Consider the following 25,655-nt stretch of genomic DNA (forward strand, 5'->3'; position numbering starts at 1 on the left):
CCCGCCCCGGCGGGAGTTATACTTTATAGATTAGCTAGCACTCTGGAGCGCACGCACATGCAAAAAACTAAACTGAACGAACTGCTCGAATTCCCTTGCCCGTTTACCTACAAGGTGATGGGCCTGGCGCAGCCTGAGCTGGTTGACCAGGTAGTTGAAGTGGTGCAGCGCCATGCGCCGGGCGACTACAACCCGCAGGTCAAGCCGAGCAGCAAAGGCAACTACCACTCGGTCTCCATCACCATCAACGCCACTCACATCGAGCAGGTCGAAACCCTGTACGAAGAGTTGGGCAACATTGAAATTGTTCGCATGGTGCTGTAATTCCAGCATAAACCCCTGCTTATCAATCCGGGATGGCGCAGCGTCTTCCCGGGTTGCGCATTTTTGGTCAGCGAAAGGCTGGCCGCAGACCGGAGCGCCCGGTATAATGGCTTTACCACTTCTGTAACCTGACGATGACTCTTTTGCAACCAGACAAGATCATTTTGCGTCAGCTGGGGTTGCAGCCCTACGCGCCTGTATCCCAAGCCATGCATAACTTCACCGACAGTCGTACCGAGACCACGCCGGACGAACTGTGGCTGGTGCAGCATCACCCGGTGTTCACCCAGGGCCAGGCAGGTAAAGCCGAGCACGTGCTGATGCCCGGCGATATCCCGGTGGTCCAGAGCGATCGCGGCGGCCAGGTGACCTACCACGGGCCGGGCCAGCAGGTGATGTACGTGATGGTCGATCTGAAACGCAACAAGGTCGGCGTACGCCAATTGGTCACGGCGATAGAAGATACGGTTATCAACACCCTCGCCCACTTCCGCCTCGAATCGCGCGCCCGTCCGGATGCGCCGGGCGTGTACGTGGGGGAGCAGAAAATCTGTTCGTTGGGTTTACGGATCCGCAAAGGCAGCTCATTCCACGGCCTGGCCCTGAATGTGGCGATGGATCTCAGCCCCTTCCAACGCATCAACCCTTGCGGTTACGCCGGCATGCAGATGACGCAGGTCAGCGCGCTGGCGCCCGGCGTTGGCATTGAAGACATACACCCAATCCTGGTACAGGAATTTGTTCATTTACTCGGCTACCAGACGGTCGAGCTTCGTAACTGGAACCTGCACGATTATGAGTAAACCAATTCAGATGGAACGCGGCGTCAAATACCGCGATGCTGACAAAATGGCGCTGATCCCGGTCAAAACGGTGGTCACCGAACGGCAGGAGCTGTTGCGTAAACCCGAGTGGATGAAGATCAAACTGCCTGCCGACTCAACGCGTATTCAGGGCATCAAAGCCGCGATGCGTAAAAACGGCCTGCACTCCGTCTGTGAGGAAGCTTCGTGCCCTAACCTGTCCGAGTGTTTCAACCACGGCACTGCCACCTTCATGATCCTCGGCGCCATCTGTACCCGCCGCTGCCCGTTCTGCGACGTGGCCCACGGCCGCCCGATCGCGCCGGACGCCAACGAGCCGGAAAAGCTGGCGCAAACCATCGCCGACATGGCGCTGCGTTATGTGGTGATCACCTCGGTTGACCGCGACGATCTGCGCGACGGCGGCGCTCAACACTTTGCCGACTGCATCTCGGCCATCCGCGCCAAGAGCCCGAACATCAAAATTGAAACGCTGGTGCCGGACTTCCGCGGCCGTATGGATCGCGCGCTGGAAATCCTCACCGCCACGCCGCCGGACGTATTCAACCACAACCTGGAAAACGTGCCGCGCGTATATCGCCAGGTGCGCCCAGGCGCCAACTACGAGTGGTCGCTGAAGCTGCTGGAGCGCTTTAAAGAAGCGCACCCGGATATCCCGACCAAATCAGGCCTGATGGTCGGCCTGGGCGAAACCAACGCGGAAATCGTCGAAGTGATGCGCGATCTGCGCCGCCACGGCGTGACCATGCTGACGCTGGGGCAATACCTGCAGCCGAGCCGTCACCACCTGCCGGTGCAGCGCTACGTCAGCCCGGCCGAGTTCGACGAGATGAAAGAAGAAGCGATGGCGATGGGCTTCACCCACGCCGCCTGCGGCCCGTTCGTGCGTTCGTCTTACCACGCCGATCTGCAGGCCAAAGGGATGGAAGTGAAATAACGCGTAATAGTTTGTTACGCTAAAGACGGCGGAAACGCCAAAAAAACGGATGTCCGCAAGGCATCCGTTTTTTATTGCGCGCCACCAGGCGGGGTTAAACGTCTTTCTTTTCGACGCTCTGCTGAGCGGACTGGCTTTCGGCGGCGTTGTTGCCGGCGGCCGGCGGCGTGCTGTCGTCGCCCACGGCTTTTTTAAAGCCTTTCAGCGCCGCGCCAAGATCGGCGCCGAGCGTACGCAGTTTGCTGGTGCCGAACAGTAAAATCACCAACACCGCAATCACCAGAAGTTTGGTAATGCTGATACCTTCCATACTCACCTTCTTATCATAGAGCGCTGCGTGAACAGCGAGAAAAACTGACCTTGCCTGCGAATATTTAGCGACTTTCCTTCGGCTCGCACAACCGCAACATGTAACAGAGTGAGATCCGTCGCAGGAATGCCACGCGGCCGCACGGCACGGATTCCAGACTATTCTTAGTTTATCGCCCGCATGATACGCTGCCGTGATACTTATCAGGGAGATGCCGGATGTATATTGCTCCACCCATTTTCGATGCCCGAAAATCCGGCCTCAGCTTCGCCAAACGCACCTATCTGCCCCGCGTCGCCGGCCTGGGACTCGGCTTTATCTGCGTCTGCGCCGCGCTCTACCCCTTGGCTCCGCCCACGGCGGTCTGGCTATTGCTGGCCTTTCACGGCTTTCTCTGGCCGCATCTTGCCTACCGCCTGGCCCGCCGCGCCAAAGATCCGTTCAAAGCCGAGATCCGCAACCTGCTGATCGACTCCGCCTTCGGTGGCTTCTGGGCCGCGATGATGGCGTTCAATGCGCTGCCGGCGATCGTCATCCTGTCGATGATGAGCATGAACAACATCGCTTCCGCCGGCAAAGCGCTGTTTGTCAAAGGGTTGGCGATTCAATTGGCCACGGCGGCGCTGACCGGCGCGCTGCTCGGCTTCCCGTTTCAACCGCACAGCACGCCGCTGCAAATCTATCTGTGCCTGCCGATGATCTACCTGTACCCGACGCTGCTCGGGCTGGTGACCTACCGCACCGCCAAGCGGCTGGCGGAAAAGAAACAGGAGCTGCAACGCATCAGCACTCGCGATGGGCTGACCGGCTTGTACAACCGCCGCCACTGGGAGCACCTGTTGCATCGCCAGTTTGACAGCTGCCGCCGCTACCAGGACAACGCCACGCTGATCCTGATGGATATCGATCGCTTCAAAACCATCAACGACACCTTCGGCCACGCTTTAGGGGATGAGGCCCTGGCGGCGCTGGCGGAAGAGCTGCTGATCGGCTTGCGCAACGTGGATATCGTCGGGCGCTACGGCGGCGACGAGTTTGGCGCAGTACTGCCGAACACCAGCGCCGAACAGGCGGTAACCGTCCTGCGGCGCATCCAGCAGCGGCTGGACGCCGTCATCTTCAAAGAGGCGCCACAGCTGCGGCTGCAGATCAGCGCCGGCATCGCCAACTACCACCCCGCGCTGGGCGGTTATCTGGACTGGCTGAAAGCGGCCGACGGCGCGCTTTACCGGGCGAAGCAAAATGGCCGTAACCGCCTGGAAACGGCGCCGCCGACGGGCGACTAACTTACTGGTTTAATAACTTGGCAAAATACTTCGGCGCTTCGACAAAGCCTTCACGCCGCTAAAACGCATGCGCCCGCTCGCTTTCCACCGCCACCAGCAGCGCCTCGGTGCCGGGATAATCCAGCGCCGTCATTAATTCGGCGATCGCTCAGGCGCGCCGTTCTGATTTTCATGGGGTGACCTCGCAGATTGTCGATACTACAAAATAGGCGGCGTTAGGTGTAACATCCATCCGGTGCGGCGAAAAAGGCCGTGCGGCACGCTGGAGATGACATTCCTCCCTAACCGCCTTCACAGGCTGATGATGTCTACGTAACCTCTCGGAGAGAGGCGCGTAGCGTTACGCCTGTCCCTTTCCGAACCCCGTGAATTTCTCTGATTGAAAGGGAGTTGCCCCATGTTGAGCTCTTTACTGGCCGTATTTATCGGCGGCGGCGTCGGCAGCGTTTTGCGCTGGGCGGTAAGCATGAAAATGAACCCGCTGAACGCCCACATTCCGCTCGGTACGCTGATGGTCAATCTGATCGGCGGTTTTATCATCGGCCTGGCGATGGCGATTTTCACCCGCATGACGCATCTGGATCCCACCTGGAAATTGCTGATCACCACCGGCTTCTGCGGCGGCCTGACCACCTTCTCCACCTTTTCGCTGGAGGTGGTATACCTGATGCAGGATGGCCGCTTCGGCTGGGCGCTGGCCAACATGCTGCTCAACCTGGCCGGCTCGCTGGCGATGACGCTGCTGGCTTTCATGCTGGTGATGTGGGTCAACGGGCGCTAAGCCCTTAATGTTTCCTTAATCTTGCATGCGCATAATCTCATCCAGTACTCCTGACTGGATGAGAAACCGCTATGTTTAGCCTGCCGAAAACCGCCGCCGAAGCGATTGCCGTTGCGCTGTGCGTGCTGATCGTCGCCGCCTTTATCAAATCCTACCTGTTCGCTTAAGCGCTTTTTCCCGCAGCACGCGTTCATGTTGCGTCTTTCCCGCCGGTTACACTACAATTGAGAATGAACGTTCACACCCAGAAATGTGAACCTGGCTCACGCGTAGCAAAGGATCGGGCAGATGCTCTCCCCCAACGACAGTAAACAGGCCAAGGTGCAGGCCCGCCGCGATCAGATCGTCGAAGCGGCGAAAACCAGCTTCCGCCGCCACGGCTTCCACGCCGCCAGCATGGCGGAGATCGCCCAGGGCTCGCAGCTCAGCGTCGGGCAAATCTATCGCTATTTCGCCAATAAAGACGCGATTATCGAAGAGATCGTCAACCGCATCATCGCCAGCAAGATGCAGCGGCTGGAAAACCTTGGCGATCACATCAACCTGATCGCCGGCACGCTGGCGGCGCGCACGCTGTTTCAGCAGCCGGGCGAGAGCGAAACCGATCACATGCTGATGCTGGAAGTGACCGCCGAGGCCACGCGCAACCCGGTGGTAGCCAAAATGCTCAGCGATGCGGAAGCGCGGCTGTTTCGCCACGTGTGCCACAACCTGCAGCGGCTGTATCCCGATTTCAGCGCGGAAGAGATCGCCGCCCGGGTGGAGTTTATCGCCGTCATGAGCGAAGGCACCGGTTACCGCATCCTTACCACGCAAAAAGCCGATGCGTCCCTGCTGCGCGAGCTGTATCAGCAGGCCATTTCTCACCTGTTCAGGAAACGCTAATCTCCCATGACCAAACACTTAGCCAGACAACGTCTGGTGTACGCCGTCGTGCTTGGCCTGTTGGCCGCGCTGGGGCCGCTGTGCACCGATCTCTATCTGCCCGCCCTGCCGGAAATGGCGGGCGAACTGAATACCTCCACCGCCGCCGCACAGCTCAGCCTGACCGCCGGGCTGCTCGGCCTGGGCGTCGGCCAGCTGATTTTCGGCCCTTACAGCGACAAACTGGGCCGCATGCGCCCGCTGTTGCTGTCGCTGATCCTGCTGCTGGGCGCTTCGCTGTGGTGCGCCCTCGCACCCACCATCGACCAGTTGCTGATCGCCCGTCTGCTGCAGGGCATCGCCGGCGCCGGTGGCGCGGTGATTTCCCGCGCCATTGCCCGCGATCTGTACGCCGGCCATGAGCTGACCCGCTTCTTCGCCCTGCTGATGCTGGTCAACGGCCTGGCGCCGATCGTCGCGCCGGTGCTGGGCGGCGTGATGCTGCAGGTGATGAACTGGCGCGGCATCTTCGGCGTGCTGGCGGCCATCGCCGTGCTGCTGTTCAGCCTGTCGGCGCTGAAGCTGCGCGAATCCCTGCCGGTAGAACGCCGCAGCCAGGGCGGTATCCTGGCGATGCTGATGTCGCTGGGCGGGTTGCTGACCCAGCGCTATTTCATGGGCCTGTGCCTGACGCAAGGCTTCGTGATGGCCGGCATGTTCGCCTATATCGGCGCCTCGCCTTTCGTCTTGCAGCAGATTTACGGCCTCAGCCCGCAGATGTTCAGCCTGTGCTTCGCCATTAACGGCGTCGGGCTGATCATTGCGGCGCAGCTGGCCAGCCGCCTCAGTTCGCGTTGGGGGGAGCGCCGGGTGTTGAGGGGCGGGTTAACGCTGGCGGCCGTCGCGTCGCTGTTGCTGCTGTTGGCCGCCGCGCTGCATGCGCCGCTGGTCGTATTGCTGGTGCCGCTGTTCTTCTCGGTGGCGGTGATCGGCATCGTCGGCCCGACCGCCTCTTCGCTGGCGATGCAAAGCCAGGGAGACAAAGCGGGCAGCGCCTCGGCCTTGATCGGCGTGTGCATGTTCGCCCTCGGCGCCTGCGCCGTGCCGCTCACCGGGCTGGGCGGCACCTCGGGCCTGTCGATGGCGCTGACCATCGTCGGCTGTTACGCCATCGCTATCCTGCTGTTCAGCCTATTAAGCCGCCGCAGCGAGGCATAACGCGCCCAATAAAAAACCCGCTCAATGAGCGGGTTTTAAGAAATTCAGCTACGCAGCTTAGATAGCAGTAACGTTAGCGGCAGATGGGCCTTTGGCACCGTTCGTGATTTCAAACTCTACACGCTGGCCTTCAGCAAGCGTTTTGAAACCGTTGCTAACGATGGCAGAGAAGTGAACGAAAACGTCCTTGCTACCATCTTCCGGAGTAATGAAACCGAAGCCTTTGGATTCATTAAACCACTTAACGCTACCTTTAATCTTAGACATCAAACTTACCTTTAACGTGAATGAAAGACACAAAACCTGTGTCGATTACAGTACAGCAAGCAGGCAGGATTTTGTCCACCACCGCGATCACAGAAATCCGATAAAGAGTGAAAAAATCCGTGTAGCCCGGTGTAAATGGATTGCACCGGTTGCGATAAGCTCCCGTTCCAGGTCAATCCTCTCCACGCGCCGGCGAACAATGCGCGAACGGCCAAACCCGCCCGCTTACCCCAGCGTTGACGCCCCCATGCAGACGCAATCGCTATGAAATATAACCAGATGGTCTTTTTGCTTCGGCGGCCGCTGCACTAGGGTTAGGGTTTATTTCCCACTGTGAGCCAAGCCTATGACCAGCCAGTTGGCAGACAAAATCATCGCCTATCGGCGTGAGCTGCACCAAAACCCGGAGCTTTCCAATCACGAATTCGCCACCACCGCCCGGCTGACCCGCTGGCTGCAAGAGGCGGGCATTCGCCTGCTGCCGCTGGCGCTGAAAACCGGCGTCGTGGCGGAGATTGGCAGCGGCAAGGGGCCGATCATCGCGCTGCGCGGCGACATTGACGCCCTGCCGATCGACGAAATCGCCGACGTGCCCTTCAGCTCGCAAAACCGCGGCGTGATGCATGCCTGCGGCCACGACTTTCACACCTCGGTGATGCTCGGCGCCGCACACCTGCTCAAAGCGCGTGAGGCCGACCTGCCCGGCACGGTGCGCATCTTCTTCCAGCCGGCGGAAGAGACCTTCAACGGTGCCCGGCATCTGATCGACGCTGGCGCGCTGGATAACGTTGCGGCGGTATTTGGCCTGCATAACGCGCCGGAGCTGCCCACCGGCACCTTCGCCACCCGCGCCGGGCCGTTCTACGCCAACGTCGATCGCTTCCAGATCCTCATCACCGGCAAAGGCGCCCACGCCGCCAAACCGGAACAGGGCGTCGACACCATCGTCACCGCCAGCCAGATCGTCGGCGCACTGCAGACGCTGCCCAGCCGCAGCTTCAGCTCGCTGGAGTCGCTGGTGGTGAGCGTAACGCGCATCGAAGGCGGCAATACCTGGAACGTGCTGCCGCAAACCGTGGAGCTGGAAGGCACGGTGCGCACCCACAGCGACGCGGTGCGCCGCCAGGTGCCGGACAAGATTCGCCAGGTGATCGACGGCGTTGCCGCCGCGCTGGGCGCGCAGGCCGAACTCCGCTGGCAGCCGGGGCCGCCGGCGGTGATCAATGATCCGCATTGGGCGGCGTTCAGCAAAACCGTCGCCGCCGAGGCCGGCTACCGGGTCGAAGAGGCGGAACTGCAGATGGGCGGTGAAGATTTCGCGCTGTATCTGCATCACGTGCCGGGCGTATTCGTCAGCATCGGCTCCGCCAGCGAGTTCGGCCTGCATCATCCGCGTTTCAATCCCGATGAACGCGCCCTGTTCCCCGCCGCGCAATATTTCACGCTGCTGGCGGAACGCACGCTGCAACAATTAACCACCGCGCCGGAAAAAGCCCTCAGCAACGCCTGAATAACGGTAACGCGTATTTCCCCGACGCCGCGGATGCCACGTCGGGGATTATTTTTTCGCTCGCCGTGATATTTGCGATTTTCAACATTTGAATATGCTGTTTTGTTGTTTTACATCCCGCCGCCGCTCATCAATAGTGGGCACATCAGACACCGCGCGCCTCTGCGGCGCATGACAGGATAATCACGATGAGCGACAACGCGACTAATCAACGGCAATTGCGGCTGGGCGCCATTCTGCATGGCGCATCGGGAAATATGTCCGCCTGGCGCCACCCGGACGCCACCGCCGACGCCAGCATCAACCTCGAATTTAATATCGCCACGGCGAAAAAAGCCGAACAGGGGAAATTCGATTTCGTCTTCGTCGCCGATGGGTTATATATCAACGAAAAATCCATTCCGCATTTTCTTAATCGTTTCGAACCGCTCACCCTGCTGGCCGCACTGTCCGCCGCCACCGATAAAATCGGCCTGGTGGGCACCCTCTCCACCTCCTACAGCGATCCGTTCACCGTCGCCCGCCAGTTCGCCAGCCTCGATCACCTGAGCAACGGCCGCGCCGGCTGGAACGTGGTGACCTCGCCGCTGGAAGGCTCGGCCAAAAATTTCTCGCGCAAAGAACACCCGGAGCACAGCCTGCGTTATCGCATCGCCGGCGAGTTTCTCGACGTCGCCAAAGGGCTGTGGGATTCCTGGGAAGACGACGCTTTCGTGCGTAATAAGGCCAGCGGCGAATTCTTCCGCGCCGGCAAACTGCACACTCTCAATCACCAGGGGGAGTTCTTCTCGGTGCAGGGGCCGCTGAACATCGGCCGCACGCCGCAAGGGCGCCCGATCCTGTTCCAGGCCGGCGCCTCCGAAGACGGCAAACGGCTGGCGGTCCAACACGCCGATGCGATCTTCACCCATCACGACACGCTGGAGCAGGCGCAGGATTTCTACCAGGACGTGAAGCGGCAACTGGTGGAACAGGGGCGCGAACCGGACGATCTGCGCATCTTCCAGGGCGTCAGCGTGATCGTCGGCGACGACGACGCGGACGTCGAGCGCCAGTACCAGGAGACCGCCCGCCTGGTCAGCATCGAGAATGCCCTCAACTACCTCGGCCGCTACTTCGAGCATTACGACTTCGCCCGCCATCCGCTGGACGCCCCCTTCCCCGACATCGGCGATCTGGGGCAAAACAGCTTCCGCAGCACCACCGACACCATCAAGCGCAGCGCCCGCGAGCGCAACCTCACGCTGCGCCAGGTGGCGCTGGAAGCCGCCTCGCCGCGCCCGGTGTTCAGCGGCACGCCGGAAGCGGTGGCGGATGGCCTGCAACGCTGGTTCGACGGCGAGGCCGCCGACGGTTTCATCATCAGCGGCGGTACGCCCAACGCCTTCGGCCACTTCGTCGATCGGGTGGTGCCCGTCCTGCAGCAACGCGGCCTGTTCCGCCAGGCGTACCACGGCGACACGCTGCGCGAGCACCTGGGCCTGAAGCGCCCGTTGAACAGATTCACCCAATAATAAGATCGCTTTCAGGGATACCCGCTATGCAGAAAACCGTTACCGCCGCCCTCGTGGCGGCCTTGCCGAGCCTGACCGGCGCCGCGCAGGCGGGCACCGGCATCGATTTGCAGGCCTATGCCCCCCTATTCACGCGCCGAAGACCCCGTAGGCGATCGCCATGGTCAACCGCTGGGGCGAGAGCGCCGAACGCCTTGCGCAGCCGGAAATCAACCCGCCCGGCCAGGGCGATTAGGAGCGCGCGATGACGCAAGACACCTTCATTCAGACGCTGCCGACCGACCCGCTGATCGCCCCGGTAATCGAGGGGCTGTTCGGCGAATATCGCCAGCGTTACGGCGACTATTTTGGTGACCAGGAACCGGAACCGCTGGATCTGTACGCGCCGCCGCAGGGGGCCTTCATCGTGCTGCTGCGCGCCGGTGCACCGATCGCCATGGGCGCCTTCAAACGCTATGACGCACAAACCGCCGAGCTGAAGCGCATCTGGACGCGGGGCGATCTGCGGCGCCAGGGCCTGGCGCAGCGGGTGTTGCAGCAGCTCGAAACGCTGGCGCTGGCGCAGGGATATCGCCGGCTCTATCTGACCACCGGTTTTCGCCAGCCCGAAGCGGTGGGCCTGTATCTGAGCAACGGGTATCAGCCGCAGTTCGATCCCACCGTCGACAGCGAGATATACAGTCGCCCACCCTACGATGGCCGCCTGCCGTTCCGCAAAAGCCTGATTGCAGAGGACGCGTGTTGTTGCGCGTCGGAAAGGAAAATCGCCTAAGGCCCCTTAATCTGTATCAGGAGACATGACATGTCCAAACAAGAAGTCTTGAAAGTGGTGCCCGCCCGCTATCCGCTGCGGCTGATCGGCGCGCTGTTTTCGCTGTTTATTCTGGCCGCCATCGTGCAATCGGTGGCGGGCAACGCGCGCTGGGAATGGGGCGTGTTCGCCGAGTGGTTCTTCGCGCCGGCGGTGCTGGCAGGGCTGGGGCAAACCCTGCTGCTGACGCTGCTCGGCACGCTGTTCAGCATCCTGTTCGGCACCCTGCTGGCGCTGGCGCGGCTGTCGCGCTCTTACCTGCTGGCGTCGCTGGCCTGGGGTTATATCTGGCTGTTTCGCTCGCTGCCGCTGATCCTGGTGCTGATCATCCTGTACAACTTTTCCTATCTGTATGACGCCATCTCGCTGGGCATTCCCTTCACCTCCGTGGTGTTCGCCAGCTACCCGACCATCGACATTCTCGGCCAGTTCGCCGTGGCGGTGCTGGGCCTGACGCTGGTGCAGTCCGCCTACACCGCCGAGATCATCCGCGGCGGCATCCTGGGCGTGGATTACGGCCAGCACGAAGCGGCGGCGGCGCTGGGGTTGCCGGGCTATCGCCGCACCTTCCGCATCATTCTGCCGCAGGCGCTGCGCTCCATTATTCCGACCGGCTTCAACGAGATCATCAGCCTGGCGAAAGGCACCTCGATCGTTTACGTACTGGCGCTGCCGGAGCTGTTTTACACCATTCAGGTTATCTATAACCGCACCCAGCAGGTGATACCGCTGCTGATGGTCGCCACCGTCTGGTATCTGTTTATCACCACCGCGCTGTCGGTGATCCAATACTACATCGAGCGCTATTTCGCCCGGGGGGCGGTGCGCGAACTGCCGCCGACGCCCTGGCATAAACTGGCCGGCTGGCTAAAACGTTAGGAGACCCGCATGTCTGAAGCCATTGATTATTATGCCTTGCCCGAACAGCCGGCGCGCAATCTCACCCCGGTGCCGGCACGCGGCCTGATCGAAATCAGCAACGTCAGCAAGTTCTTCGGCAAGCACAAGGCGCTGGACGACGTCAGCCTGACGCTGCAGCCGGGCACCGTCACCGTGATCCTCGGCCCTTCCGGCTCCGGTAAATCGACGCTGCTGCGGGCGATCAACCACCTGGAACGCGTGGACCAAGGCTTTATCCGCATCGACGGCGACTACGTCGGCTACCGCCGCAAAGGCAACCGGCTGTATGAGCTGAAGGAAAAGGCCATCCTTCGGCAACGCATCAACGTCGGCTACGTATTCCAGAATTTCAACCTGTTCCCGCACCTGACGGTGCTGGAAAACATCATCGAAGCGCCGGTGGTGCACAAGATCCACTCTCGCGAACGGGCGAAAGCGGTGGCCTATGAACTGCTGGATACCGTCGGGCTACGCCACAAGGCGGACGCCTACCCGCGCCACCTCTCCGGCGGCCAACAGCAGCGCATCGCCATCGCGCGCGCGCTGGCGCTGAACCCGAAGGTGATCCTGTTCGATGAACCGACCTCCGCGCTCGATCCCGAGCTGGTCGGCGAAGTGCTGGACGTGATAAAGGGGTTGGCGGATCTGGGCGTCACGCTGGTGGTGGTCACGCATGAAATCGGCTTTGCGCGCGAAGCGGCGGATCGGGTGGTGTTTATGGTCGATGGGCAGATCGTCGAGCAGGGCGACGCCAGGCAAGTGCTGGCCCAGCCGCAGCATCCGCGCACCGTCAACTTCCTCAACAAAGTGCTGTGATCGTCGGGGCGCCGCGGCGCCCCGTACCCGAGCTGCTTACCGGCCGGCGAAGCGCCGCTTCTCGGCGGCGAAATCCAGCGGCCGGATCCCCTGCTGGTTTTTGTCCTCTTCGGTCAGCAACGCCGGCGGAATAAACCAGGTTACCTCGAACAGCAGCCCGTCCGGATCGTGGCCATAAATGCTTTTGTGCACGCCGTGATCCTCTTCCAGCCCGAGAATGCCGCGTTCGGCCAGCTGGTGACGAATGCGCTCCAGCTCCTCCAGGCTGTCCACTTCCCAGGCCAGATGGTACAGCCCGGCCGCTGGCTCATGCTCCGCCGGCGGCTCGTTGTTGGCGCGAAACACCCCGGCGCGCTGCTGGCCCAGGTTCTTGCTGAACAGCGCCAAATCGTGATCGTTGTCCGAATCGGCGGCCTGGGTAAACACCGCCCGATCGGGGCTGTCGGACGGCTTGAGCTTGAACCCCAACACCTGATGATAGAAGTCGGCGCTCTGCCGCACGTCGCTGACATACAGCACGGCGTGATTGAGACGTTTGATGCCCATCGCTATTCCTTTACGCATTGAATGAAGTCAGCATGAACATAGCATGTGGGGGGAAAGCCGCTAAATGCCGTTATCGCATGACGAAATGCCGCCCGCGCAATCTGTCGCTGCAAGGCATTCCGCGCTATCATAAGCGCTGTATTGAACCCTTTTGTGAGAATAGCGATGAACGGCAAGATAACGACTTTTTTTGAAGACAAAGGCTTCGGCTTTATTACCGACGAGAACGGAGAAAATCGTTATTTTCACGTGATTAAAGTGCAAAACCCGGAGCTGATTAAGAAAAACGCGGCGGTGACCTTCGAACCGACCAACAACACCAAAGGCCCGTCGGCTTATGCGGTCAAAGTGTTGGCGCCCAGCAAATACATCATCATCGCCAATGAAAGAATCAAGATCGCCAGCATCAAGTCTTTCAATACCTTCACCAAGGAAGTGCCGGCCAAAGCCGACGTGGATAAAGAGAACACCGTGCTGTCGGTCGGCCTGCTGATGAACCGCATTCGCCCGCAGTCAGAAGATCAGGCGCAGACCATGCAAACGCTGCGCATGCTGACCATTACCACCTTCCAGAACACCACCCATACTTTCTCCGAGCACGAGATCGATATGGATGAGACCATTAAGGCGCTGAAAAGCCTGTAAGCGCCGGCTGCCCAGCGTCGAGCCCTAGCGGAACAGGATATGCTCGACGCTGTTGCCGTTCACCACGTTGAACGACTCCACCCGATTACGCCCCTGCGATTTGGCGCGATACAGCGCGATATCCGCCATATTCATCAGTTGCTCCAGCGATTTCACCTCATTCATCGCCAGGCTGGCGACGCCGACGCTGATGGTGATTTTCAACGTCTGCTTGCCTTCCACCTGCAGCGCCGTCTGCTCCACCAGCCGGCGCAGATGTTCCCCCAGCGCCACACCCTGCGCCGCCAGCGCGCGCGGCAGCATGATGGCGAACTCTTCCCCGCCCAGGCGGCCGAACAGCTGATCGTGCCGCAGTTCGCGCCGCACGATGTGCGCGAACGACGCCAAAACCTGATCGCCGGCGCTGTGGCCGTGCGTATCGTTGATCTGCTTAAAATGGTCGATGTCGATCAGCAGTAGCGACACCGCCTCTTTGGAGCGGTGTTTATGCTCCAGCAGCTCGCCCGCTTTGCGCGTCATCGCGCTGCGCGCCAGCACCCCGGTCAGAAAATCGTGGTTGGCGCTGTGCTCCAGACGCCGCATCAGCTTGCGGTTGGCGGCGATGGAGCTGGCGAGGATCAGCGGCCCCATCACCAGCATGGCGATGCCCAAGCGGGCGGACATCAGGGTATCGAGGAAGGCGTTGTGGTTGTTCGGCGTTTCGTACAGCATCAGGTTGGCGGAAATGCTGCTGATCTCGGTCATGCCGGTCAACAGCGTCAGCAACGTCACGGGGAACAGCGGGTAGCGCACCGCGCACCACAGCAGCGCCGGGATCGGGAAGGCGATAGCGCCCGGCCCGCCGATATAGACGCTGAATATCAGCGACAGCAGCAGCGCCAGCAGCGGCAGACAGCCCTTCAGGCGCCAACGCACCTGCATGCGCAGCAGTTGCTTCAGCCGCGGCGCCGCCATCAGCACCGGCAACAGCAGCAAGGTCGTCGAGAACTGCTCGCTGAACCAGGCTAGCCAGGCGACCACCACCGTGTTGTTGTACAGGCTGTCGTTGCGCAGCACCGACAGCGTCGACGCCACCGCCGCGCCGGCCAGGCTGGCGCTGAACATATAGAGTATCGCCTGGGGTTTGCCCATGCGCCGTTGAGATTGGGGCAGCATCAGCATGATGCCGTAACCGACGGCGATCAGCGACATGTTGCAGGCGTTCAGCCACAGCGCCAGAGACCAGCCTTCGCCGGTGCTGAGATCGGCGGCGACCATGCCCAGATAGGTGGTAAGCCAGCCGAGCGGCGTGGCGTAAACGGGTTTTCGCAGCAGCAGGCCGAGCAGAATCGCATTCACCGGCCAAAATAAGGAAAGCGAGCCAATCGGCCGGCTAAGAATACCCACCAGGGAAAGTAAAAAGGCCAGCATGAAAAGATTGATCAGCTGAACCGTTAGCGGCAGGCCATGCCTGGCGTTTATTCTGGCGTTCATCGCCTCGCCCATATTTTGCTAATAACCAGAATAATAATGTGCATACTCTCTCGCCCGGCCAGTGAGGGATAGTCAATCCGAATTTCAACCAAAAAAGCCAGACAAATCAATAATAAAAAGCATTAACATTTAATTAACAGACTTTTCTTAGCCTGATGCGCCTGCGGCGAACTCCCCCCGCATAGCGTCAGCAAATAATGCCCACTCTGCTGTCAGCATAGCGCATAGCGTAATAGGCCGCCGAGGGCGTTAATTACATTAATAAGTTTATGGTTATTGGTCGTTGAATGCTGTTTGAATAACTGCGCGATTATTTTCCTGCAACTGGGCCGCCCGTGCAATAACAACCCCAAAAAAGCCCGCATAGCGCGGGCTTGCCTGAACAACAGCAAATCGACAGTTACAACACGGCCATGCCTTGCATGCCCGTGCTGCCGCGCAGTATAGCGGTGCAAGCTTAAGCAGACCTTAGCAACAAAAAACCCGGCCTAGGAACCGGGAATATTTGTACGAAATGCAGTGTTAGCCCAAGCAGGCTAATAACATTTCGCAGCTTACACGCCAATTGTGCAGAGAAAATGAACGCGGCGTCCGTTCAACCGCACCGCCGCCCTCTCTGCACGGAAGGCCTTACGCCAGTTTGGCGGCAAAGCCCGCTACGCGCTGGCCATAGAGCTTGGCGGTCGCCAGATCGCCCGACAGCATCTCATCCACACCGGCATCCGCCGGGGTCTGCACCAGCAGCCCCACCGAACCGCCCAGGTTATTGACGTCGGTGCGCTGCGCCGATTTGGTGTTGGCCGGCATCAGCCCCAGGCTGACCCACAGGCCGCCATGTTGTGAAGCCAGCGTCTGCAGCGCGATCAGCGTTACCTGCTTGTCGCCGTTCAGGCTGGCGCTGTTGGTAAAGCCGCCGAACACTTTGTCTTGCCACTTGCGGCCGAACCAGGCCTTGGAGCTGGCGTCGGCGAATTTCTTGAACTGCCACGACGGGCCGCCCATATAGGTCGGCGAACCAAAGATGATGGCGTCCGCCTCATCCAGCGTCCGCCAGGCTTCGTCGCTGATATCGCCGTTCTGATCGATGGCGATCAGTTCCGCCCCGGCTCCTTCCGCCACGACTTTCGCCAAACGCTCGGTATGGCCGTAGCCGGAATGAAACACCACTACTGTCTTCGCCATAGAAATTCTCCACTCATTGCACAAAGGCGCCGACGGCGCCCCTCTCGCGTTCAATCTAATCAAGCGCGCAGCGGCTGAATACCGAATAAAACTGACGGTGTTATTCAAAAAAATCGCGTTCCTCTGCCAGGCATGCACAGATAAAAAAAATCCCGCGCAAGGCGGGATAAACTTAACAGGGATGGGGTAATACACTACAGGGAATGGATAACACACAACATCATCGGGTAGAGCTACAGTACCAATCCCAATGTATAGAACTGTCATCCCCGCGTAAGTTTGCTCGGCCAGATGTAACGCCGAATGGGAAATATGACATTTTTCTCAACGCACCACGAACAGGCGCGACTCAAACCGCCGCTCTTGAAGATGCCGGTATTGCCCCCCCGGCGGCGAACGGCCGAAGTTCGAAAATCGGCGCAATCAGCGCGGCGCCGCACGGCCCTCAGCGGATTTCAACAGTGATATCCGGGTAAGCTTGCTCGCCGTCGCTGAGGTAATGCCCCAACGCCCGGTAAGCCATAACGTACAGCACGGCGGCGGCGCACAGGCACAGCAAGGTCACAAGCAGGAATCTGGATTTGCGCACGATAGGCTCCGTGGAGAAATTTTCGCCTATTGTAGCGCGGCAAAATAAACGAAGGTTCAATTGCCGGCGGGTCAAGCGCCTCGCACTCATTCGGCGAGGCGGCTTCATATCATTTCTTCAGCATGTAGATAAACGAATCGACGGTTTCGCCGCCGGCGGTGGTGACGCTGACCGCCACTCGTTCATAACCCTCACCTTCAAACGCATCGAGAGTCGGCCATTGGTTGACGAGGTTAGCTGAACGGAACAGAAACCCGTTCACCCGATTGCCACTGTTATCCAGCACGATGCCCGGGTAGCCCATCTCGGCGCCCCAGCCTTCGTTAAGCAGCGAGCCGCCGACGCTACCCTCTTCCCAGCTGCCGCCGATGGCTTCCATAATGTGCGCGTTGGGCCTGCCCGGCCCCAGGGTGCCGTAAACGAATAAGCTTTGCATTTTTCTCTCTACTACTCACTGAAAGTTAACGCATGAACATAGCATGACGTTCAGCGGCGAGCCAACGGGAGTACGGGTAGCGCAGTCGAGTTTTCAAGGGAACAAGTAGGGGGAAGAAAATCAAGGGAGTAATGGCACGCCCTATAGGATTCGAACCTATGACCTACGGCTTAGAAGGCCGTTGCTCTATCCAACTGAGCTAAGGGCGCATTGAGATGCGGCAACCTGCGGCTGCGGGTTGGGATTATACGGTCAGAGGTTAGCGAGTCAATGCCTTTTCATGGCGTTACGGCGGCGGCCGTGCTTTATGGCGTTTTTTCCGCCAGCGCCCGCGCGGCGAGGGTTCCCGTCAACCGGGCGCCGCCATGCTGAGCCAGACCAAAGCCTATGTAAATCGGCGCGCGCTCAGCCCCTTGCCGCCCACCGCCCCGCCGCAGGCAAAGGCGGGCGGACTGCACCACTGCGGCGATGTCCCCCCAATCGGCATGCTCAACCACCCGCGCGTTGCAGGTCATCTCCCCCCTTTCCCCCAGTGTTGCGTCGGGACGTGCGCTGTTTAAAGAAGCCTGGCTCCCCGATGCCCAAACCAGCAACAGCGCGCAGCCTGCCCAGGCACAGCCTTTCATGCGCACAGCTTCCGCCACAGCGCGCTCAGGCGCGCCCGCCACGACGGCGCTCCTTCATGCTTGCCGAGCCGATGCAGCGCGGTGAGTTGCGCGCTGTCCGCCGGATGCAGCGAAGAATCGAACACCGTTTCCCCTATGCGTTTAGGCTCCGCCGGTTGCTCGTCAGGCTGATGATGCAACGGGTAAAGCCGGGTTATCGCCCTCATGATCCTGCCCTCTTTCGCCCTGTGAACGGCCCCAGCGTATCCAAGTGCCGGTAAAAATGGCGTAGAGGATCCTGAGGCCGGCATAAAAAAAGCGTAAATCGGCGTCGGCAACGGCCGCGAGGGTGATTCTGCGCCTGACAGCGCGCTCAGCTTCTGCCAGAATAGCGGCATCCCCGCTTTTCTTAATTGATGGATTTCCACACTGATGTCAGCAAAGATTATTGATGGTAAAACGATTGCGCAGCAGGTTAGAAACGAAGTGGCTGAGCAAGTGAAACAACGTCTGGCGGCCGGCAAACGCGCCCCAGGGCTGGCGGTTGTGCTGGTCGGCGAGAACCCGGCTTCGCAAATTTACGTCGCCAGCAAGCGCCGCGCCTGCGATGAAGTCGGCTTCCTTTCCCGCTCCTACGACCTGCCCGCTGCCACCAGTGAAGCCGAGCTGCTGGCGTTGATCGACCAGCTGAATGCCGATCAGGAAATCGACGGCATTCTGGTGCAGCTGCCGCTGCCGGCCGGCATCGATAACGTCAAGGTGCTGGAACGCATCCACCCGGACAAAGACGTCGACGGCTTCCACCCGTACAACGTCGGCCGCCTGTGCCAACGCGCCCCCAAACTGCGCCCGTGCACGCCGCGCGGCATCGTCACCCTGCTGGAGCGTTATAACATCGATACCTACGGCCTGAACGCCGTGGTGGTCGGCGCGTCCAACATCGTCGGCCGCCCGATGAGCATGGAGCTGCTGCTGGCCGGCTGCACCACCACCGTCACCCACCGCTTCACCAAGAATCTGCGTCACCACGTCGAGAACGCCGATCTGCTGGTGGTGGCGGTCGGCAAGCCGGGCTTCATCCCGGGCGACTGGATCAAACCGGGCGCCATCGTGGTGGACGTCGGCATCAACCGCTTGGAAAGCGGTAAAGTGGTGGGCGACGTCGATTTCGACGCCGCCAGCGAGCGCGCCGCCTACATCACCCCGGTGCCGGGTGGCGTTGGCCCGATGACCGTTGCTACACTGATCCAAAATACCTTGCAGGCCTGCGAGGAATATCACGACGTTCAACCTAAATAAGTAAGGCAGTATGGAAATTTTCAATCTGGACAATCATCCCCACGTCGAACTGTGCGATCTGCTGAAGTTCCAGGGCTGGTGTGAAAGCGGCGGCGCCGCCAAAGAAGTCATCGCTGAAGGGCAGGTGAAAGTCGACGGCAAGGTCGAAACCCGCAAGCGCTGCAAGATCGTCGCCGATCAGGTGGTGGAGTTCAACGGCGGCAAGGTCATGGTTAAACCCTGACCCGCAGCCATAGAAAAAGGCGCTGAATTCAGCGCCTTTTTTGTTTTTCCCTGCGGCTGGATTACTTACGGCGCCAGGTGGTGCCCTGCGGGCCGTCTTCCAGCACGATGTTCATCTCGTTCAACCGATCGCGGGCGGCATCCGCCAGCGCCCAATCCTTCGCGGCGCGCGCTTCGTTACGCTGTTTGATCAGCGCTTCGATCTCCGCCACTTCGCCGTCGTCAACCTGAGCGCCCCCTTGCAGGAACTGCTCCGGCTCCTGCTGCAGCAGGCCGAGCACCTTCGCCAGCTTGCGCAGTTCCGCCGCCATGCCGTTGGCCGCCGCCATGTCTTCACCCTTGAGGCGGTTAACCTCGCGCGCCAGATCGAACAGCGCCGAGTAGGCTTCCGGGGTGTTGAAGTCGTCGTCCATCGCTTCGCGGAAGCGGGCTTCGAACGCTTCGCCGCCGGCCGGCACGGCGTCGGCGTCGGTGCCGCGCAGCGCGGTATAGAGGCGCTCCAGCGCGGTGCGCGCCTGCTTGAGGTTCTCTTCGCTGTAGTTCAGCTGGCTGCGATAGTGGCCGGACATCAGGAAGTAACGCACCGTCTCCGCATCGTAATGGCCGAGCACGTCGCGGATGGTGAAGAAGTTATCCAACGATTTGGACATCTTCTCTTTGTCTATCATCACCATGCCGGAGTGCATCCAGTAATTGACGTACGGGCCGTCGTGGGCGCAGCTCGACTGTGCGATCTCGTTCTCGTGGTGCGGGAACATCAGATCGGAACCGCCGCCGTGAATGTCGAAGTGGGTGCCCAGCTGTTTGCAGTTCATGGCGGAGCATTCGATGTGCCAGCCCGGACGGCCCGGCCCCCACGGCGACTGCCAGCTCGGCTCGCCCGGCTTGGACATCTTCCACAGCACGAAGTCCATCGGGTTGCGCTTCACGTCGTCGATCTCCACGCGTGCGCCGGCCTGCAGCTGATCCAGATCCTGACGCGACAGCAGCCCGTATTGCGGATCGCTGTCGATGGAGAACATCACGTCGCCGTTGCTGGCCACGTAGGCGTGATCGCGATCGATAAGGCGCTGGGTGATCTCGATGATCTCGGCGATGTGCTGAGTCGCGCGCGGTTCTTGATCCGGGCGATCGATCAGCAGCGCGTCGAAGTCGGCGTGCATTTCCGCCAGCATGCGTTCGGTCAGCTGGTCGCAGGTCTCATGATTTTCCGCCGCGCGGCGGATGATTTTGTCGTCCACGTCGGTGACGTTGCGCACGTAGTTCAGCGAATAGCCGAGGTAGCGCAGGTAACGCGCCACCACGTCGAAAGCGACAAAGGTACGACCGTGCCCGATGTGACACAGGTCATAGATGGTTACCCCGCACACGTACATGCCCACTTTCCCGGCATGAATGGGTTTGAATTCCTCTTTTTGACGACTCAGGGTATTAAAAATCTTTAGCATCGGGAGATTCCGTGGTGTGCGTGATAACAAAAAAGATAACCGGGCTTCAGGTTTCCGCCCGGTAGCGTATTGAAACCTGAAGCCTGATCTATTGCAAGGTTAAGGCCATGCTTTGCTGATTTCACGCGAATAAAATGCGCGAAATTCGGCGGCCGGCGTAATTGTTATAATATAACACAAATGCGATTACCACAGACAGTGCGCGGTTGAGCCGCTGCTGACTCGCTGGGGCGGATATGTTATAAGGGCGGTCTGAATGTTCACTCGCTTTACGTGACGTCTCACTTCACCTTGTTAGGATTAAAACTATGGTTACTTTCCACACCAATCACGGCGATATCGTTATCAAGACCTTTGCTGACAAAGCGCCGGTTACCGTTGAAAACTTCCTGAACTACTGCCGCGCCGGTTTCTACGACAACACCATCTTCCACCGTGTGATCAACGGCTTCATGATCCAGGGTGGCGGTTTCGAGCCGGGCATGAACCAGAAAGCGACCAACGCGACCATCAAGAACGAAGCCAACAACGGTCTGAAAAACACCATCGGCACCCTGGCAATGGCGCGCACCAACGATCCGCACTCCGCCACCGCACAGTTCTTCATCAACGTGGCTGACAACGACTTCCTGAACTTCCGTGGCGAAAACGTGCAGGGCTGGGGCTACTGCGTGTTTGCTGAAGTGGTTGAAGGCATGGACGTGGTCAACAAGATCAAAGGCGTGAAAACCGGCCGCAGCGGCATGCACCAGGACGTACCGGTAGAAGACGTGGTGATCAACAGCGTGACCGTCAGCGAGTAATCGCGGCTGCATGAGTACGCTGTTCATCGCAGATCTGCACTTGTGCGCACAGGAACCGGCAATCACTGCCGGTTTTCTGCGTTTTTTACGGCGGGAAGCGGTGCACGCCGACGCGCTGTACATCCTCGGCGACCTGTTTGAAGCCTGGATCGGCGACGACGATCCCGAGCCGCTGCACGCGGAGATCGCCGCGGCGCTGAAAGCGCTGCAACAGGCCGGCGTGCCCTGCTACTTCATCCACGGCAACCGCGATTTTCTGCTCGGCAAACGCTTCGCCCGCGCCAGCGGCATGCAGCTGCTGCCGGAAGAGAAAGTGCTGGAGCTGTACGGCCGCAGGATCCTGATCCTGCACGGCGACACCCTGTGCACCGACGATCACGCCTATCAGCAATTCCGCCGTAAAGTGCACAACCCGCTGATTCAAAAATTGTTCCTGGCGCTGCCGCTGCGCTGGCGATTGAAGATCGCCGCAAAAATGCGCGCCCGCAGCCAGCAATCCAACCAGGACAAGTCGGAAGCCATCATGGACGTCAACCCGCAGACGGTCGAGCAAACCATGCTGCGCCACGACGTGCACTGGATGATCCACGGCCATACCCATCGCCCGGCGGTGCACCGGCTAGCGTTGAGCAACGGCGAAGCCCATCGCGCGGTGCTGGGCGCCTGGCACGTCGAAGGATCGATGATCAAAGTCAGCGCCGACGCCGTCGAGCTGATCCAATTCCCATTCTGAATTCCGGACTGGCGCGCGAGTGAAAATTCGCGCTTTCGACGGTGAAAACCGGCGACGCAACCGTTTTCCTCGCCGTGCGCTCATGGTATGCTCTACGCCCTCATTCGGCCCTCAGCCGACGCCAGACAAATCACAGGAGCCTTACACCCATGGGAGCCAACGCCGCTTCAGCCGCCACTACCGGGGCGAAAATCGCAATTGTAATGGGATCGAAAAGTGACTGGGCCACCATGCAGTTCGCCGCCGAAGTCCTGATCCAGCTCGATGTCCCCTTCCATGTCGAAGTCGTTTCCGCCCACCGCACGCCGGACAAGCTGTTCAGCTTCGCCGAGCAGGCTACCGCCAACGGTTTTGACGTGATCATCGCCGGCGCCGGCGGTGCGGCGCACCTGCCGGGCATGCTGGCGGCGAAAACCCTGGTGCCGGTGCTGGGTGTGCCGGTGCAAAGCGCCGCGCTGAGCGGCGTAGACAGCCTGTACTCCATCGTGCAGATGCCGCGCGGCATTCCGGTGGGCACGCTGGCGATCGGCAAAGCCGGCGCCGCCAACGCCGGGCTGCTGGCGATGCAGATCCTGGCGCTGCACGACGCCGCGCTGGCGCAGCGTTTGGCGGACTGGCGTCAGGCGCAGACCGAAGACGTCTTGAACCACCCCGATCCGCGGGAGGATGCATGAAGCCGGTTTGCGTACTGGGCAATGGCCAGCTGGGGCGCATGCTGCGCCAGGCAGGCGAACCGCTGGGCATCGCCGTTTACCCTGTCGGCATCGATGCCGAGCCCGAAGCGGTGCCGTATCAGAATAGCGTCATTACCGCCGAGATCGAACGCTGGCCGGAAACCGCGCTGACGCGCGAGCTGGCGACCCACAGCGCCTTCGTCAACCGCGACATTTTCCCGCGCCTGGCGGATCGCCTGACGCAAAAACAGCTGCTCGATCAGCTCGGCCTGGCGACCGCGCCGTGGCAGCTGCTGGCGAGCGCCGCCGAATGGCCGCAGGTATTCGCTTCGCTGGGCGAGCTGGCGATCGTCAAACGCCGGGTCGGCGGCTATGACGGCCGCGGCCAGTGGCGCTTGCGCCCGGGCCAGGAAGCCGAACTGCCGGCCGACGCCTATGGCGAGTGCATCGTCGAGCAAGGCATCAATTTCTCCGGCGAAGTGTCGCTGGTGGGCGCGCGCGGCCACGACGGCCGTTCGGTATTCTACCCGCTGACCCACAACCTGCATGAAGACGGCATCCTGCGCACCAGCGTGGCGCTGCCGCAGCCCAACCCGGCGCTGCAGCAACAGGCCGAGCAGATGCTGGCGGCGATCCTGAACGAGCTGAACTACGTCGGCGTGATGGCGATGGAGTGCTTTATCGTCGGCGATCGGCTGCTGATCAACGAGCTGGCGCCGCGCGTGCACAACAGCGGCCACTGGACGCAAAACGGCGCGTCCATCAGCCAGTTCGAGCTGCACCTGCGCGCCATTCTCGGCCTGCCGCTGCCGCAGCCGGTGGTGAGCACGCCGTCGGTGATGGTCAACCTGATCGGCACCGCCGTCAACGAACAGTGGCTGTCGCTGCCGCTGGTGCATCTGCACTGGTATGAGAAAGAGGTGCGCCCGGGCCGCAAGGTCGGCCATCTCAATCTGAACGACCCGAGCGCCGCCGATCTGCGCCAGGCGCTGCAGGCGCTGGCGCCGCTGCTGCCGGGCGAATACCAAAGCGGGCTGGCCTGGGCGCAGCAGAAGCTGGCTTAACGGTTTAAGTCGCCGAAAAAGAAGAAGGTTCAGCCCAGGCTGAACCTTTTTTTTGCCGCAAAGATCAACGCGAGCCGATATTACGCAACGGTTTGCCGGCCATCAGATTGCGTTCAATATGTTCCAGAGAAATATTTTTGGTTTCCGGGATCAGCGCCAACGTGATGAAAACAAACAGCACGTTAAGCCCTGCATAGACCCAAAAGGTGTGCGCGCTACCCAACGAATTCAGCATGGTCAGGAACGTCGCTCCCACAATCATATTGGCGATCCAGTTAGTGGCGGTGGAGCAGGTGATGCCGAAATCGCGGCCTTTCAATGGCTGGATCTCTGAACACAGCACCCAAATCAGCGGGCCGGCGCTCATGGCAAAGCCGACGATAAACATCAGCAGCATGACGATGGCGAAATATTGCGCCACCGCCGAGTTCATGCCGATATTCATCATGGTTCCCAGCGCCCCCATGCCGACGGCCATCACGATAAACCCAAGGATCAGGGTGGGTTTGCGGCCCCAGCGATCGACCAGCCCAATAGCGATAAAGGTGGCCAGCACGTTGACCAGACCGACGATCACCGTGCCCCACATCTGCTGTTCCGTGCTGGCGAAGCCCGCCAGACCGAAAATCTTCGGCGCGTAATACATGGTGACGTTCATCCCGGTGAACTGCTGCATCACCTGGAGAAGAACGCCAAGGAAAACCGCGCGGCGGAAATTTTTATTGCCTTTGAACAACGCCCAACCGCTTTGCTTCAGTTTGAGGCTTTCACGAATTTCATTCAGCTCATGCTGCGCCTGGGCACTGCTGTCGCGCAGCTTCTCCAACACCTGGCGCGCCTGCTCATGACGATTGCGCGAGGCCAGCCAGCGCGGGCTGTCAGGTAAAAAGAACACGCCAACCAACAACAGCCCGGCCGGGATGGTGATGACGCCCAACATCCAGCGCCAGGCGCCGGTATAGCTGAATGCCGTATCAGACAGGTAAGCCGCCAAAATACCGATGGTGATCATCAATTGATACATCGAGATCATGCTGCCGCGGATTTTCTCCGGCGCGATTTCAGAAAGATAAATCGGCGCGGTATAAGAAGCGATACCCACCGCCAATCCCAGCAGAATGCGTGAAACGATCAGCACCTCCACGTTGGGGGCAAACGCTGAACACAGCGATCCCGCGACGAACAGAATGGCGCCGATCATCAAACTGTATTTGCGCCCCAGCCGGAAGTTCATCCAGCCACTGCCGATGGCGCCGACGGCGGCGCCAAACATCATCGAGCTGACCACCCACTCCTGCTGAGAGCTGGTGATATGAAAAGTGTCGGTAATAAACGGCAGAGCGCCGGCGATTACGCCAATATCCAAGCCAAACAACAGGCCGGCCAAGGCGGCCAAAAAACAGACGAAAAAAGTCATGCCGACATGGGTCGGGCTTTTCTCCGCCGGTGCAACTTTAACGGTAGCGCTCATACAGCCTCCAGGAGAAAACGGTCATCAGTTGTGCGACATGATAGGAGGCAATGCGTCGCAGATAAGTGAGTACGATCACATTAGTGGAAGCGGTTACATAATT

29 protein-coding genes, 1 tRNA gene and 1 riboswitch are annotated in these 25,655 nt (G+C 60.2%); of the genes, 19 read left to right on the forward strand and 11 right to left on the reverse strand.

Translation table 11 applies throughout. The features are described 5' to 3' along the window. Window positions 1-57: 57 nt before the first annotated feature. From ybeD to lipA, 3 genes are all read left to right on the forward strand, one after another. Window positions 58-324 carry a DUF493 family protein YbeD gene (ybeD, locus tag ACF8MC_RS08060; protein ID WP_033637425.1) on the forward strand — a complete coding sequence of 89 codons (267 nt, stop codon included), beginning with the start codon at window positions 58-60 and terminating at the stop codon, window positions 322-324. Window positions 325-458: 134 nt separating this feature from the next. Then, window positions 459-1,127 carry a lipoyl(octanoyl) transferase LipB gene (gene lipB, locus ACF8MC_RS08065; protein ID WP_049199992.1) on the forward strand — a complete coding sequence of 223 codons (669 nt, stop codon included), beginning with the start codon at window positions 459-461 and terminating at the stop codon, window positions 1,125-1,127. Beyond that, entirely contained in the window at window positions 1,120-2,085 is a 966-nt protein-coding gene (lipA, locus tag ACF8MC_RS08070) for a lipoyl synthase (RefSeq protein ID WP_025301835.1), read from the forward strand. Before lipB ends, lipA begins: the two co-directional genes overlap by 8 nt. 94 nt (window positions 2,086-2,179) lie before the next feature. Here the strand turns inward: lipA and tatA are convergent, their stop codons facing one another. Next, window positions 2,180-2,395 carry a Sec-independent protein translocase subunit TatA gene (gene tatA / locus ACF8MC_RS08075; protein ID WP_004940019.1) on the reverse strand — a complete coding sequence of 72 codons (216 nt, stop codon included), beginning with the start codon at window positions 2,393-2,395 and terminating at the stop codon, window positions 2,180-2,182. Window positions 2,396-2,613: 218 nt separating this feature from the next. Here tatA and ACF8MC_RS08080 point away from each other — a divergent pair, with 218 nt between their 5' ends. The 4 genes from ACF8MC_RS08080 to ACF8MC_RS08095 all read left to right on the forward strand — a co-directional run bounded on the left by ACF8MC_RS08080 (window position 2,614) and on the right by ACF8MC_RS08095 (window position 6,544). Further along, window positions 2,614-3,681 carry a diguanylate cyclase gene (locus ACF8MC_RS08080; RefSeq protein WP_060438993.1) on the forward strand — a complete coding sequence of 356 codons (1,068 nt, stop codon included), beginning with the start codon at window positions 2,614-2,616 and terminating at the stop codon, window positions 3,679-3,681. Between the two features lie 255 nt (window positions 3,682-3,936). Further along, window positions 3,937-3,999, forward strand: a riboswitch (Fluoride riboswitch). A 79-nt stretch (window positions 4,000-4,078) separates the two neighbouring features. Next, the gene (crcB, locus tag ACF8MC_RS08085) at window positions 4,079-4,462 is read left to right on the forward strand and encodes a fluoride efflux transporter CrcB (protein ID WP_004940022.1); all 384 of its coding nucleotides are present in this window, start codon (window positions 4,079-4,081) and stop codon (window positions 4,460-4,462) included. 288 nt (window positions 4,463-4,750) lie between these two features. Continuing rightward, window positions 4,751-5,347 carry a TetR/AcrR family transcriptional regulator gene (locus ACF8MC_RS08090; protein WP_033637421.1) on the forward strand — a complete coding sequence of 199 codons (597 nt, stop codon included), beginning with the start codon at window positions 4,751-4,753 and terminating at the stop codon, window positions 5,345-5,347. A gap of 6 nt (window positions 5,348-5,353) precedes the next feature. Beyond that, window positions 5,354-6,544, forward strand: a complete 1,191-nt coding sequence (locus ACF8MC_RS08095) for a multidrug effflux MFS transporter (protein WP_039566951.1) — start codon at window positions 5,354-5,356, stop codon at window positions 6,542-6,544. Window positions 6,545-6,601: 57 nt separating this feature from the next. On the opposite strand, the gene cspE is transcribed toward ACF8MC_RS08095, so the two are convergent. Next, window positions 6,602-6,811: a transcription antiterminator/RNA stability regulator CspE gene (gene cspE, locus ACF8MC_RS08100; protein WP_004940030.1), complete on the reverse strand. Its 210-nt coding sequence runs from the start codon at window positions 6,809-6,811 to the stop codon at window positions 6,602-6,604. A gap of 346 nt (window positions 6,812-7,157) precedes the next feature. On the opposite strand from cspE, the gene ACF8MC_RS08105 reads away from it, so the two are divergent. From ACF8MC_RS08105 to ACF8MC_RS08125, 5 genes are all read left to right on the forward strand, one after another. After that, window positions 7,158-8,321, forward strand: a complete 1,164-nt coding sequence (locus tag ACF8MC_RS08105) for a M20 peptidase aminoacylase family protein (protein WP_033637419.1) — start codon at window positions 7,158-7,160, stop codon at window positions 8,319-8,321. A 188-nt stretch (window positions 8,322-8,509) separates the two neighbouring features. Beyond that, window positions 8,510-9,835 carry an LLM class flavin-dependent oxidoreductase gene (locus tag ACF8MC_RS08110; RefSeq protein ID WP_164105026.1) on the forward strand — a complete coding sequence of 442 codons (1,326 nt, stop codon included), beginning with the start codon at window positions 8,510-8,512 and terminating at the stop codon, window positions 9,833-9,835. A 244-nt stretch (window positions 9,836-10,079) separates the two neighbouring features. After that, on the forward strand, window positions 10,080-10,607 hold the full coding sequence (locus tag ACF8MC_RS08115) for a GNAT family N-acetyltransferase (RefSeq protein ID WP_164105027.1): 528 nt from the start codon (window positions 10,080-10,082) through the stop codon (window positions 10,605-10,607). Window positions 10,608-10,637: 30 nt separating this feature from the next. After that, the gene (locus ACF8MC_RS08120) at window positions 10,638-11,525 is read left to right on the forward strand and encodes an amino acid ABC transporter permease (RefSeq protein WP_041033840.1); all 888 of its coding nucleotides are present in this window, start codon (window positions 10,638-10,640) and stop codon (window positions 11,523-11,525) included. A gap of 9 nt (window positions 11,526-11,534) precedes the next feature. Then, on the forward strand, window positions 11,535-12,362 hold the full coding sequence (locus tag ACF8MC_RS08125) for an amino acid ABC transporter ATP-binding protein (RefSeq protein WP_041033838.1): 828 nt from the start codon (window positions 11,535-11,537) through the stop codon (window positions 12,360-12,362). Between the two features lie 36 nt (window positions 12,363-12,398). On the opposite strand, the gene ACF8MC_RS08130 is transcribed toward ACF8MC_RS08125, so the two are convergent. Further along, a complete protein-coding gene (locus ACF8MC_RS08130; RefSeq protein ID WP_033637415.1) occupies window positions 12,399-12,908 on the reverse strand; it encodes a VOC family protein in 510 nt (169 codons plus the stop codon). Window positions 12,909-13,073: 165 nt separating this feature from the next. On the opposite strand from ACF8MC_RS08130, the gene ACF8MC_RS08135 reads away from it, so the two are divergent. Next, window positions 13,074-13,553: a cold-shock protein gene (locus tag ACF8MC_RS08135; protein ID WP_033647218.1), complete on the forward strand. Its 480-nt coding sequence runs from the start codon at window positions 13,074-13,076 to the stop codon at window positions 13,551-13,553. Between the two features lie 24 nt (window positions 13,554-13,577). Here the strand turns inward: ACF8MC_RS08135 and ACF8MC_RS08140 are convergent, their stop codons facing one another. The 6 genes from ACF8MC_RS08140 to ACF8MC_RS08165 form a co-directional block, all read right to left on the reverse strand. After that, window positions 13,578-15,026 (reverse strand): GGDEF domain-containing protein, encoded by a 1,449-nt coding sequence (locus tag ACF8MC_RS08140; protein WP_130042475.1) that lies wholly within the window; start codon window positions 15,024-15,026, stop codon window positions 13,578-13,580. Window positions 15,027-15,656: 630 nt separating this feature from the next. Next, window positions 15,657-16,208: a flavodoxin family protein gene (locus tag ACF8MC_RS08145; RefSeq protein ID WP_033637414.1), complete on the reverse strand. Its 552-nt coding sequence runs from the start codon at window positions 16,206-16,208 to the stop codon at window positions 15,657-15,659. A gap of 445 nt (window positions 16,209-16,653) precedes the next feature. Further along, a complete protein-coding gene (locus ACF8MC_RS08150; RefSeq protein ID WP_162882640.1) occupies window positions 16,654-16,797 on the reverse strand; it encodes a hypothetical protein in 144 nt (47 codons plus the stop codon). Between the two features lie 109 nt (window positions 16,798-16,906). Then, complete coding sequence (locus ACF8MC_RS08155; protein WP_164105028.1) at window positions 16,907-17,233, reverse strand: gamma-glutamylcyclotransferase family protein; 327 nt, start codon at window positions 17,231-17,233, stop codon at window positions 16,907-16,909. 132 nt (window positions 17,234-17,365) lie between these two features. Continuing rightward, window positions 17,366-17,442 (reverse strand) — tRNA-Arg (locus tag ACF8MC_RS08160). 413 nt (window positions 17,443-17,855) lie between these two features. Then, window positions 17,856-18,065: a hypothetical protein gene (locus tag ACF8MC_RS08165; protein ID WP_033637398.1), complete on the reverse strand. Its 210-nt coding sequence runs from the start codon at window positions 18,063-18,065 to the stop codon at window positions 17,856-17,858. 205 nt (window positions 18,066-18,270) lie between these two features. Here ACF8MC_RS08165 and folD point away from each other — a divergent pair, with 205 nt between their 5' ends. Next, window positions 18,271-19,137 (forward strand): bifunctional methylenetetrahydrofolate dehydrogenase/methenyltetrahydrofolate cyclohydrolase FolD, encoded by an 867-nt coding sequence (gene folD, locus ACF8MC_RS08170; RefSeq protein ID WP_033637396.1) that lies wholly within the window; start codon window positions 18,271-18,273, stop codon window positions 19,135-19,137. A 10-nt stretch (window positions 19,138-19,147) separates the two neighbouring features. Then, complete coding sequence (gene ybcJ / locus ACF8MC_RS08175; RefSeq protein WP_033637394.1) at window positions 19,148-19,360, forward strand: ribosome-associated protein YbcJ; 213 nt, start codon at window positions 19,148-19,150, stop codon at window positions 19,358-19,360. 61 nt (window positions 19,361-19,421) lie between these two features. Here ybcJ and cysS read toward each other — a convergent pair whose 3' ends face one another. Beyond that, window positions 19,422-20,807, reverse strand: coding sequence for a cysteine--tRNA ligase (gene cysS, locus ACF8MC_RS08180; RefSeq protein ID WP_041033731.1), 1,386 nt, complete (start codon window positions 20,805-20,807; stop codon window positions 19,422-19,424). Window positions 20,808-21,115: 308 nt separating this feature from the next. Between cysS and ppiB the strand changes: the two genes are divergently transcribed. The 4 genes from ppiB to purK all read left to right on the forward strand — a co-directional run bounded on the left by ppiB (window position 21,116) and on the right by purK (window position 24,081). Next, complete coding sequence (gene ppiB, locus ACF8MC_RS08185; RefSeq protein WP_004940183.1) at window positions 21,116-21,610, forward strand: peptidylprolyl isomerase B; 495 nt, start codon at window positions 21,116-21,118, stop codon at window positions 21,608-21,610. A 10-nt stretch (window positions 21,611-21,620) separates the two neighbouring features. Beyond that, complete coding sequence (locus ACF8MC_RS08190) at window positions 21,621-22,343, forward strand: UDP-2,3-diacylglucosamine diphosphatase (protein WP_164105029.1); 723 nt, start codon at window positions 21,621-21,623, stop codon at window positions 22,341-22,343. Between the two features lie 149 nt (window positions 22,344-22,492). After that, window positions 22,493-23,017: a 5-(carboxyamino)imidazole ribonucleotide mutase gene (gene purE, locus ACF8MC_RS08195; RefSeq protein ID WP_164105030.1), complete on the forward strand. Its 525-nt coding sequence runs from the start codon at window positions 22,493-22,495 to the stop codon at window positions 23,015-23,017. Then, on the forward strand, window positions 23,014-24,081 hold the full coding sequence (gene purK, locus ACF8MC_RS08200) for a 5-(carboxyamino)imidazole ribonucleotide synthase (protein WP_043146773.1): 1,068 nt from the start codon (window positions 23,014-23,016) through the stop codon (window positions 24,079-24,081). The genes purE and purK overlap by 4 nt, the downstream gene beginning before the upstream one ends. A gap of 64 nt (window positions 24,082-24,145) precedes the next feature. Here the strand turns inward: purK and ACF8MC_RS08205 are convergent, their stop codons facing one another. Further along, window positions 24,146-25,552, reverse strand: coding sequence for a sugar porter family MFS transporter (locus ACF8MC_RS08205; RefSeq protein WP_033647230.1), 1,407 nt, complete (start codon window positions 25,550-25,552; stop codon window positions 24,146-24,148). Window positions 25,553-25,655: the final 103 nt, after the last annotated feature.

The sequence above is a fragment of the Serratia sp. LACPHL-BACT-2024-00286 genome (assembly GCF_043109535.1).
In the GTDB taxonomy this organism is placed as follows: Bacteria; Pseudomonadota; Gammaproteobacteria; order Enterobacterales; family Enterobacteriaceae; genus Serratia; species Serratia sarumanii.

Coding starts and splice junctions, on each gene's coding strand:
- ybeD (WP_033637425.1), top strand. CDS start 58: ATGCAAAAAACTAAACTGAACGAACTGCTCGAATTCCCTTGCCCGTTT.
- lipB (WP_049199992.1), top strand. CDS start 459: ATGACTCTTTTGCAACCAGACAAGATCATTTTGCGTCAGCTGGGGTTG.
- lipA (WP_025301835.1), top strand. CDS start 1,120: ATGAGTAAACCAATTCAGATGGAACGCGGCGTCAAATACCGCGATGCT.
- tatA (WP_004940019.1), bottom strand. CDS start 2,395: ATGGAAGGTATCAGCATTACCAAACTTCTGGTGATTGCGGTGTTGGTG.
- ACF8MC_RS08080 (WP_060438993.1), top strand. CDS start 2,614: ATGTATATTGCTCCACCCATTTTCGATGCCCGAAAATCCGGCCTCAGC.
- crcB (WP_004940022.1), top strand. CDS start 4,079: ATGTTGAGCTCTTTACTGGCCGTATTTATCGGCGGCGGCGTCGGCAGC.
- ACF8MC_RS08090 (WP_033637421.1), top strand. CDS start 4,751: ATGCTCTCCCCCAACGACAGTAAACAGGCCAAGGTGCAGGCCCGCCGC.
- ACF8MC_RS08095 (WP_039566951.1), top strand. CDS start 5,354: ATGACCAAACACTTAGCCAGACAACGTCTGGTGTACGCCGTCGTGCTT.
- cspE (WP_004940030.1), bottom strand. CDS start 6,811: ATGTCTAAGATTAAAGGTAGCGTTAAGTGGTTTAATGAATCCAAAGGC.
- ACF8MC_RS08105 (WP_033637419.1), top strand. CDS start 7,158: ATGACCAGCCAGTTGGCAGACAAAATCATCGCCTATCGGCGTGAGCTG.
- ACF8MC_RS08110 (WP_164105026.1), top strand. CDS start 8,510: ATGAGCGACAACGCGACTAATCAACGGCAATTGCGGCTGGGCGCCATT.
- ACF8MC_RS08115 (WP_164105027.1), top strand. CDS start 10,080: ATGACGCAAGACACCTTCATTCAGACGCTGCCGACCGACCCGCTGATC.
- ACF8MC_RS08120 (WP_041033840.1), top strand. CDS start 10,638: ATGTCCAAACAAGAAGTCTTGAAAGTGGTGCCCGCCCGCTATCCGCTG.
- ACF8MC_RS08125 (WP_041033838.1), top strand. CDS start 11,535: ATGTCTGAAGCCATTGATTATTATGCCTTGCCCGAACAGCCGGCGCGC.
- ACF8MC_RS08130 (WP_033637415.1), bottom strand. CDS start 12,908: ATGGGCATCAAACGTCTCAATCACGCCGTGCTGTATGTCAGCGACGTG.
- ACF8MC_RS08135 (WP_033647218.1), top strand. CDS start 13,074: ATGAACGGCAAGATAACGACTTTTTTTGAAGACAAAGGCTTCGGCTTT.
- ACF8MC_RS08140 (WP_130042475.1), bottom strand. CDS start 15,026: ATGAACGCCAGAATAAACGCCAGGCATGGCCTGCCGCTAACGGTTCAG.
- ACF8MC_RS08145 (WP_033637414.1), bottom strand. CDS start 16,208: ATGGCGAAGACAGTAGTGGTGTTTCATTCCGGCTACGGCCATACCGAG.
- ACF8MC_RS08155 (WP_164105028.1), bottom strand. CDS start 17,233: ATGCAAAGCTTATTCGTTTACGGCACCCTGGGGCCGGGCAGGCCCAAC.
- ACF8MC_RS08165 (WP_033637398.1), bottom strand. CDS start 18,065: ATGAGGGCGATAACCCGGCTTTACCCGTTGCATCATCAGCCTGACGAG.
- folD (WP_033637396.1), top strand. CDS start 18,271: ATGTCAGCAAAGATTATTGATGGTAAAACGATTGCGCAGCAGGTTAGA.
- ybcJ (WP_033637394.1), top strand. CDS start 19,148: ATGGAAATTTTCAATCTGGACAATCATCCCCACGTCGAACTGTGCGAT.
- cysS (WP_041033731.1), bottom strand. CDS start 20,807: ATGCTAAAGATTTTTAATACCCTGAGTCGTCAAAAAGAGGAATTCAAA.
- ppiB (WP_004940183.1), top strand. CDS start 21,116: ATGGTTACTTTCCACACCAATCACGGCGATATCGTTATCAAGACCTTT.
- ACF8MC_RS08190 (WP_164105029.1), top strand. CDS start 21,621: ATGAGTACGCTGTTCATCGCAGATCTGCACTTGTGCGCACAGGAACCG.
- purE (WP_164105030.1), top strand. CDS start 22,493: ATGGGAGCCAACGCCGCTTCAGCCGCCACTACCGGGGCGAAAATCGCA.
- purK (WP_043146773.1), top strand. CDS start 23,014: ATGAAGCCGGTTTGCGTACTGGGCAATGGCCAGCTGGGGCGCATGCTG.
- ACF8MC_RS08205 (WP_033647230.1), bottom strand. CDS start 25,552: ATGAGCGCTACCGTTAAAGTTGCACCGGCGGAGAAAAGCCCGACCCAT.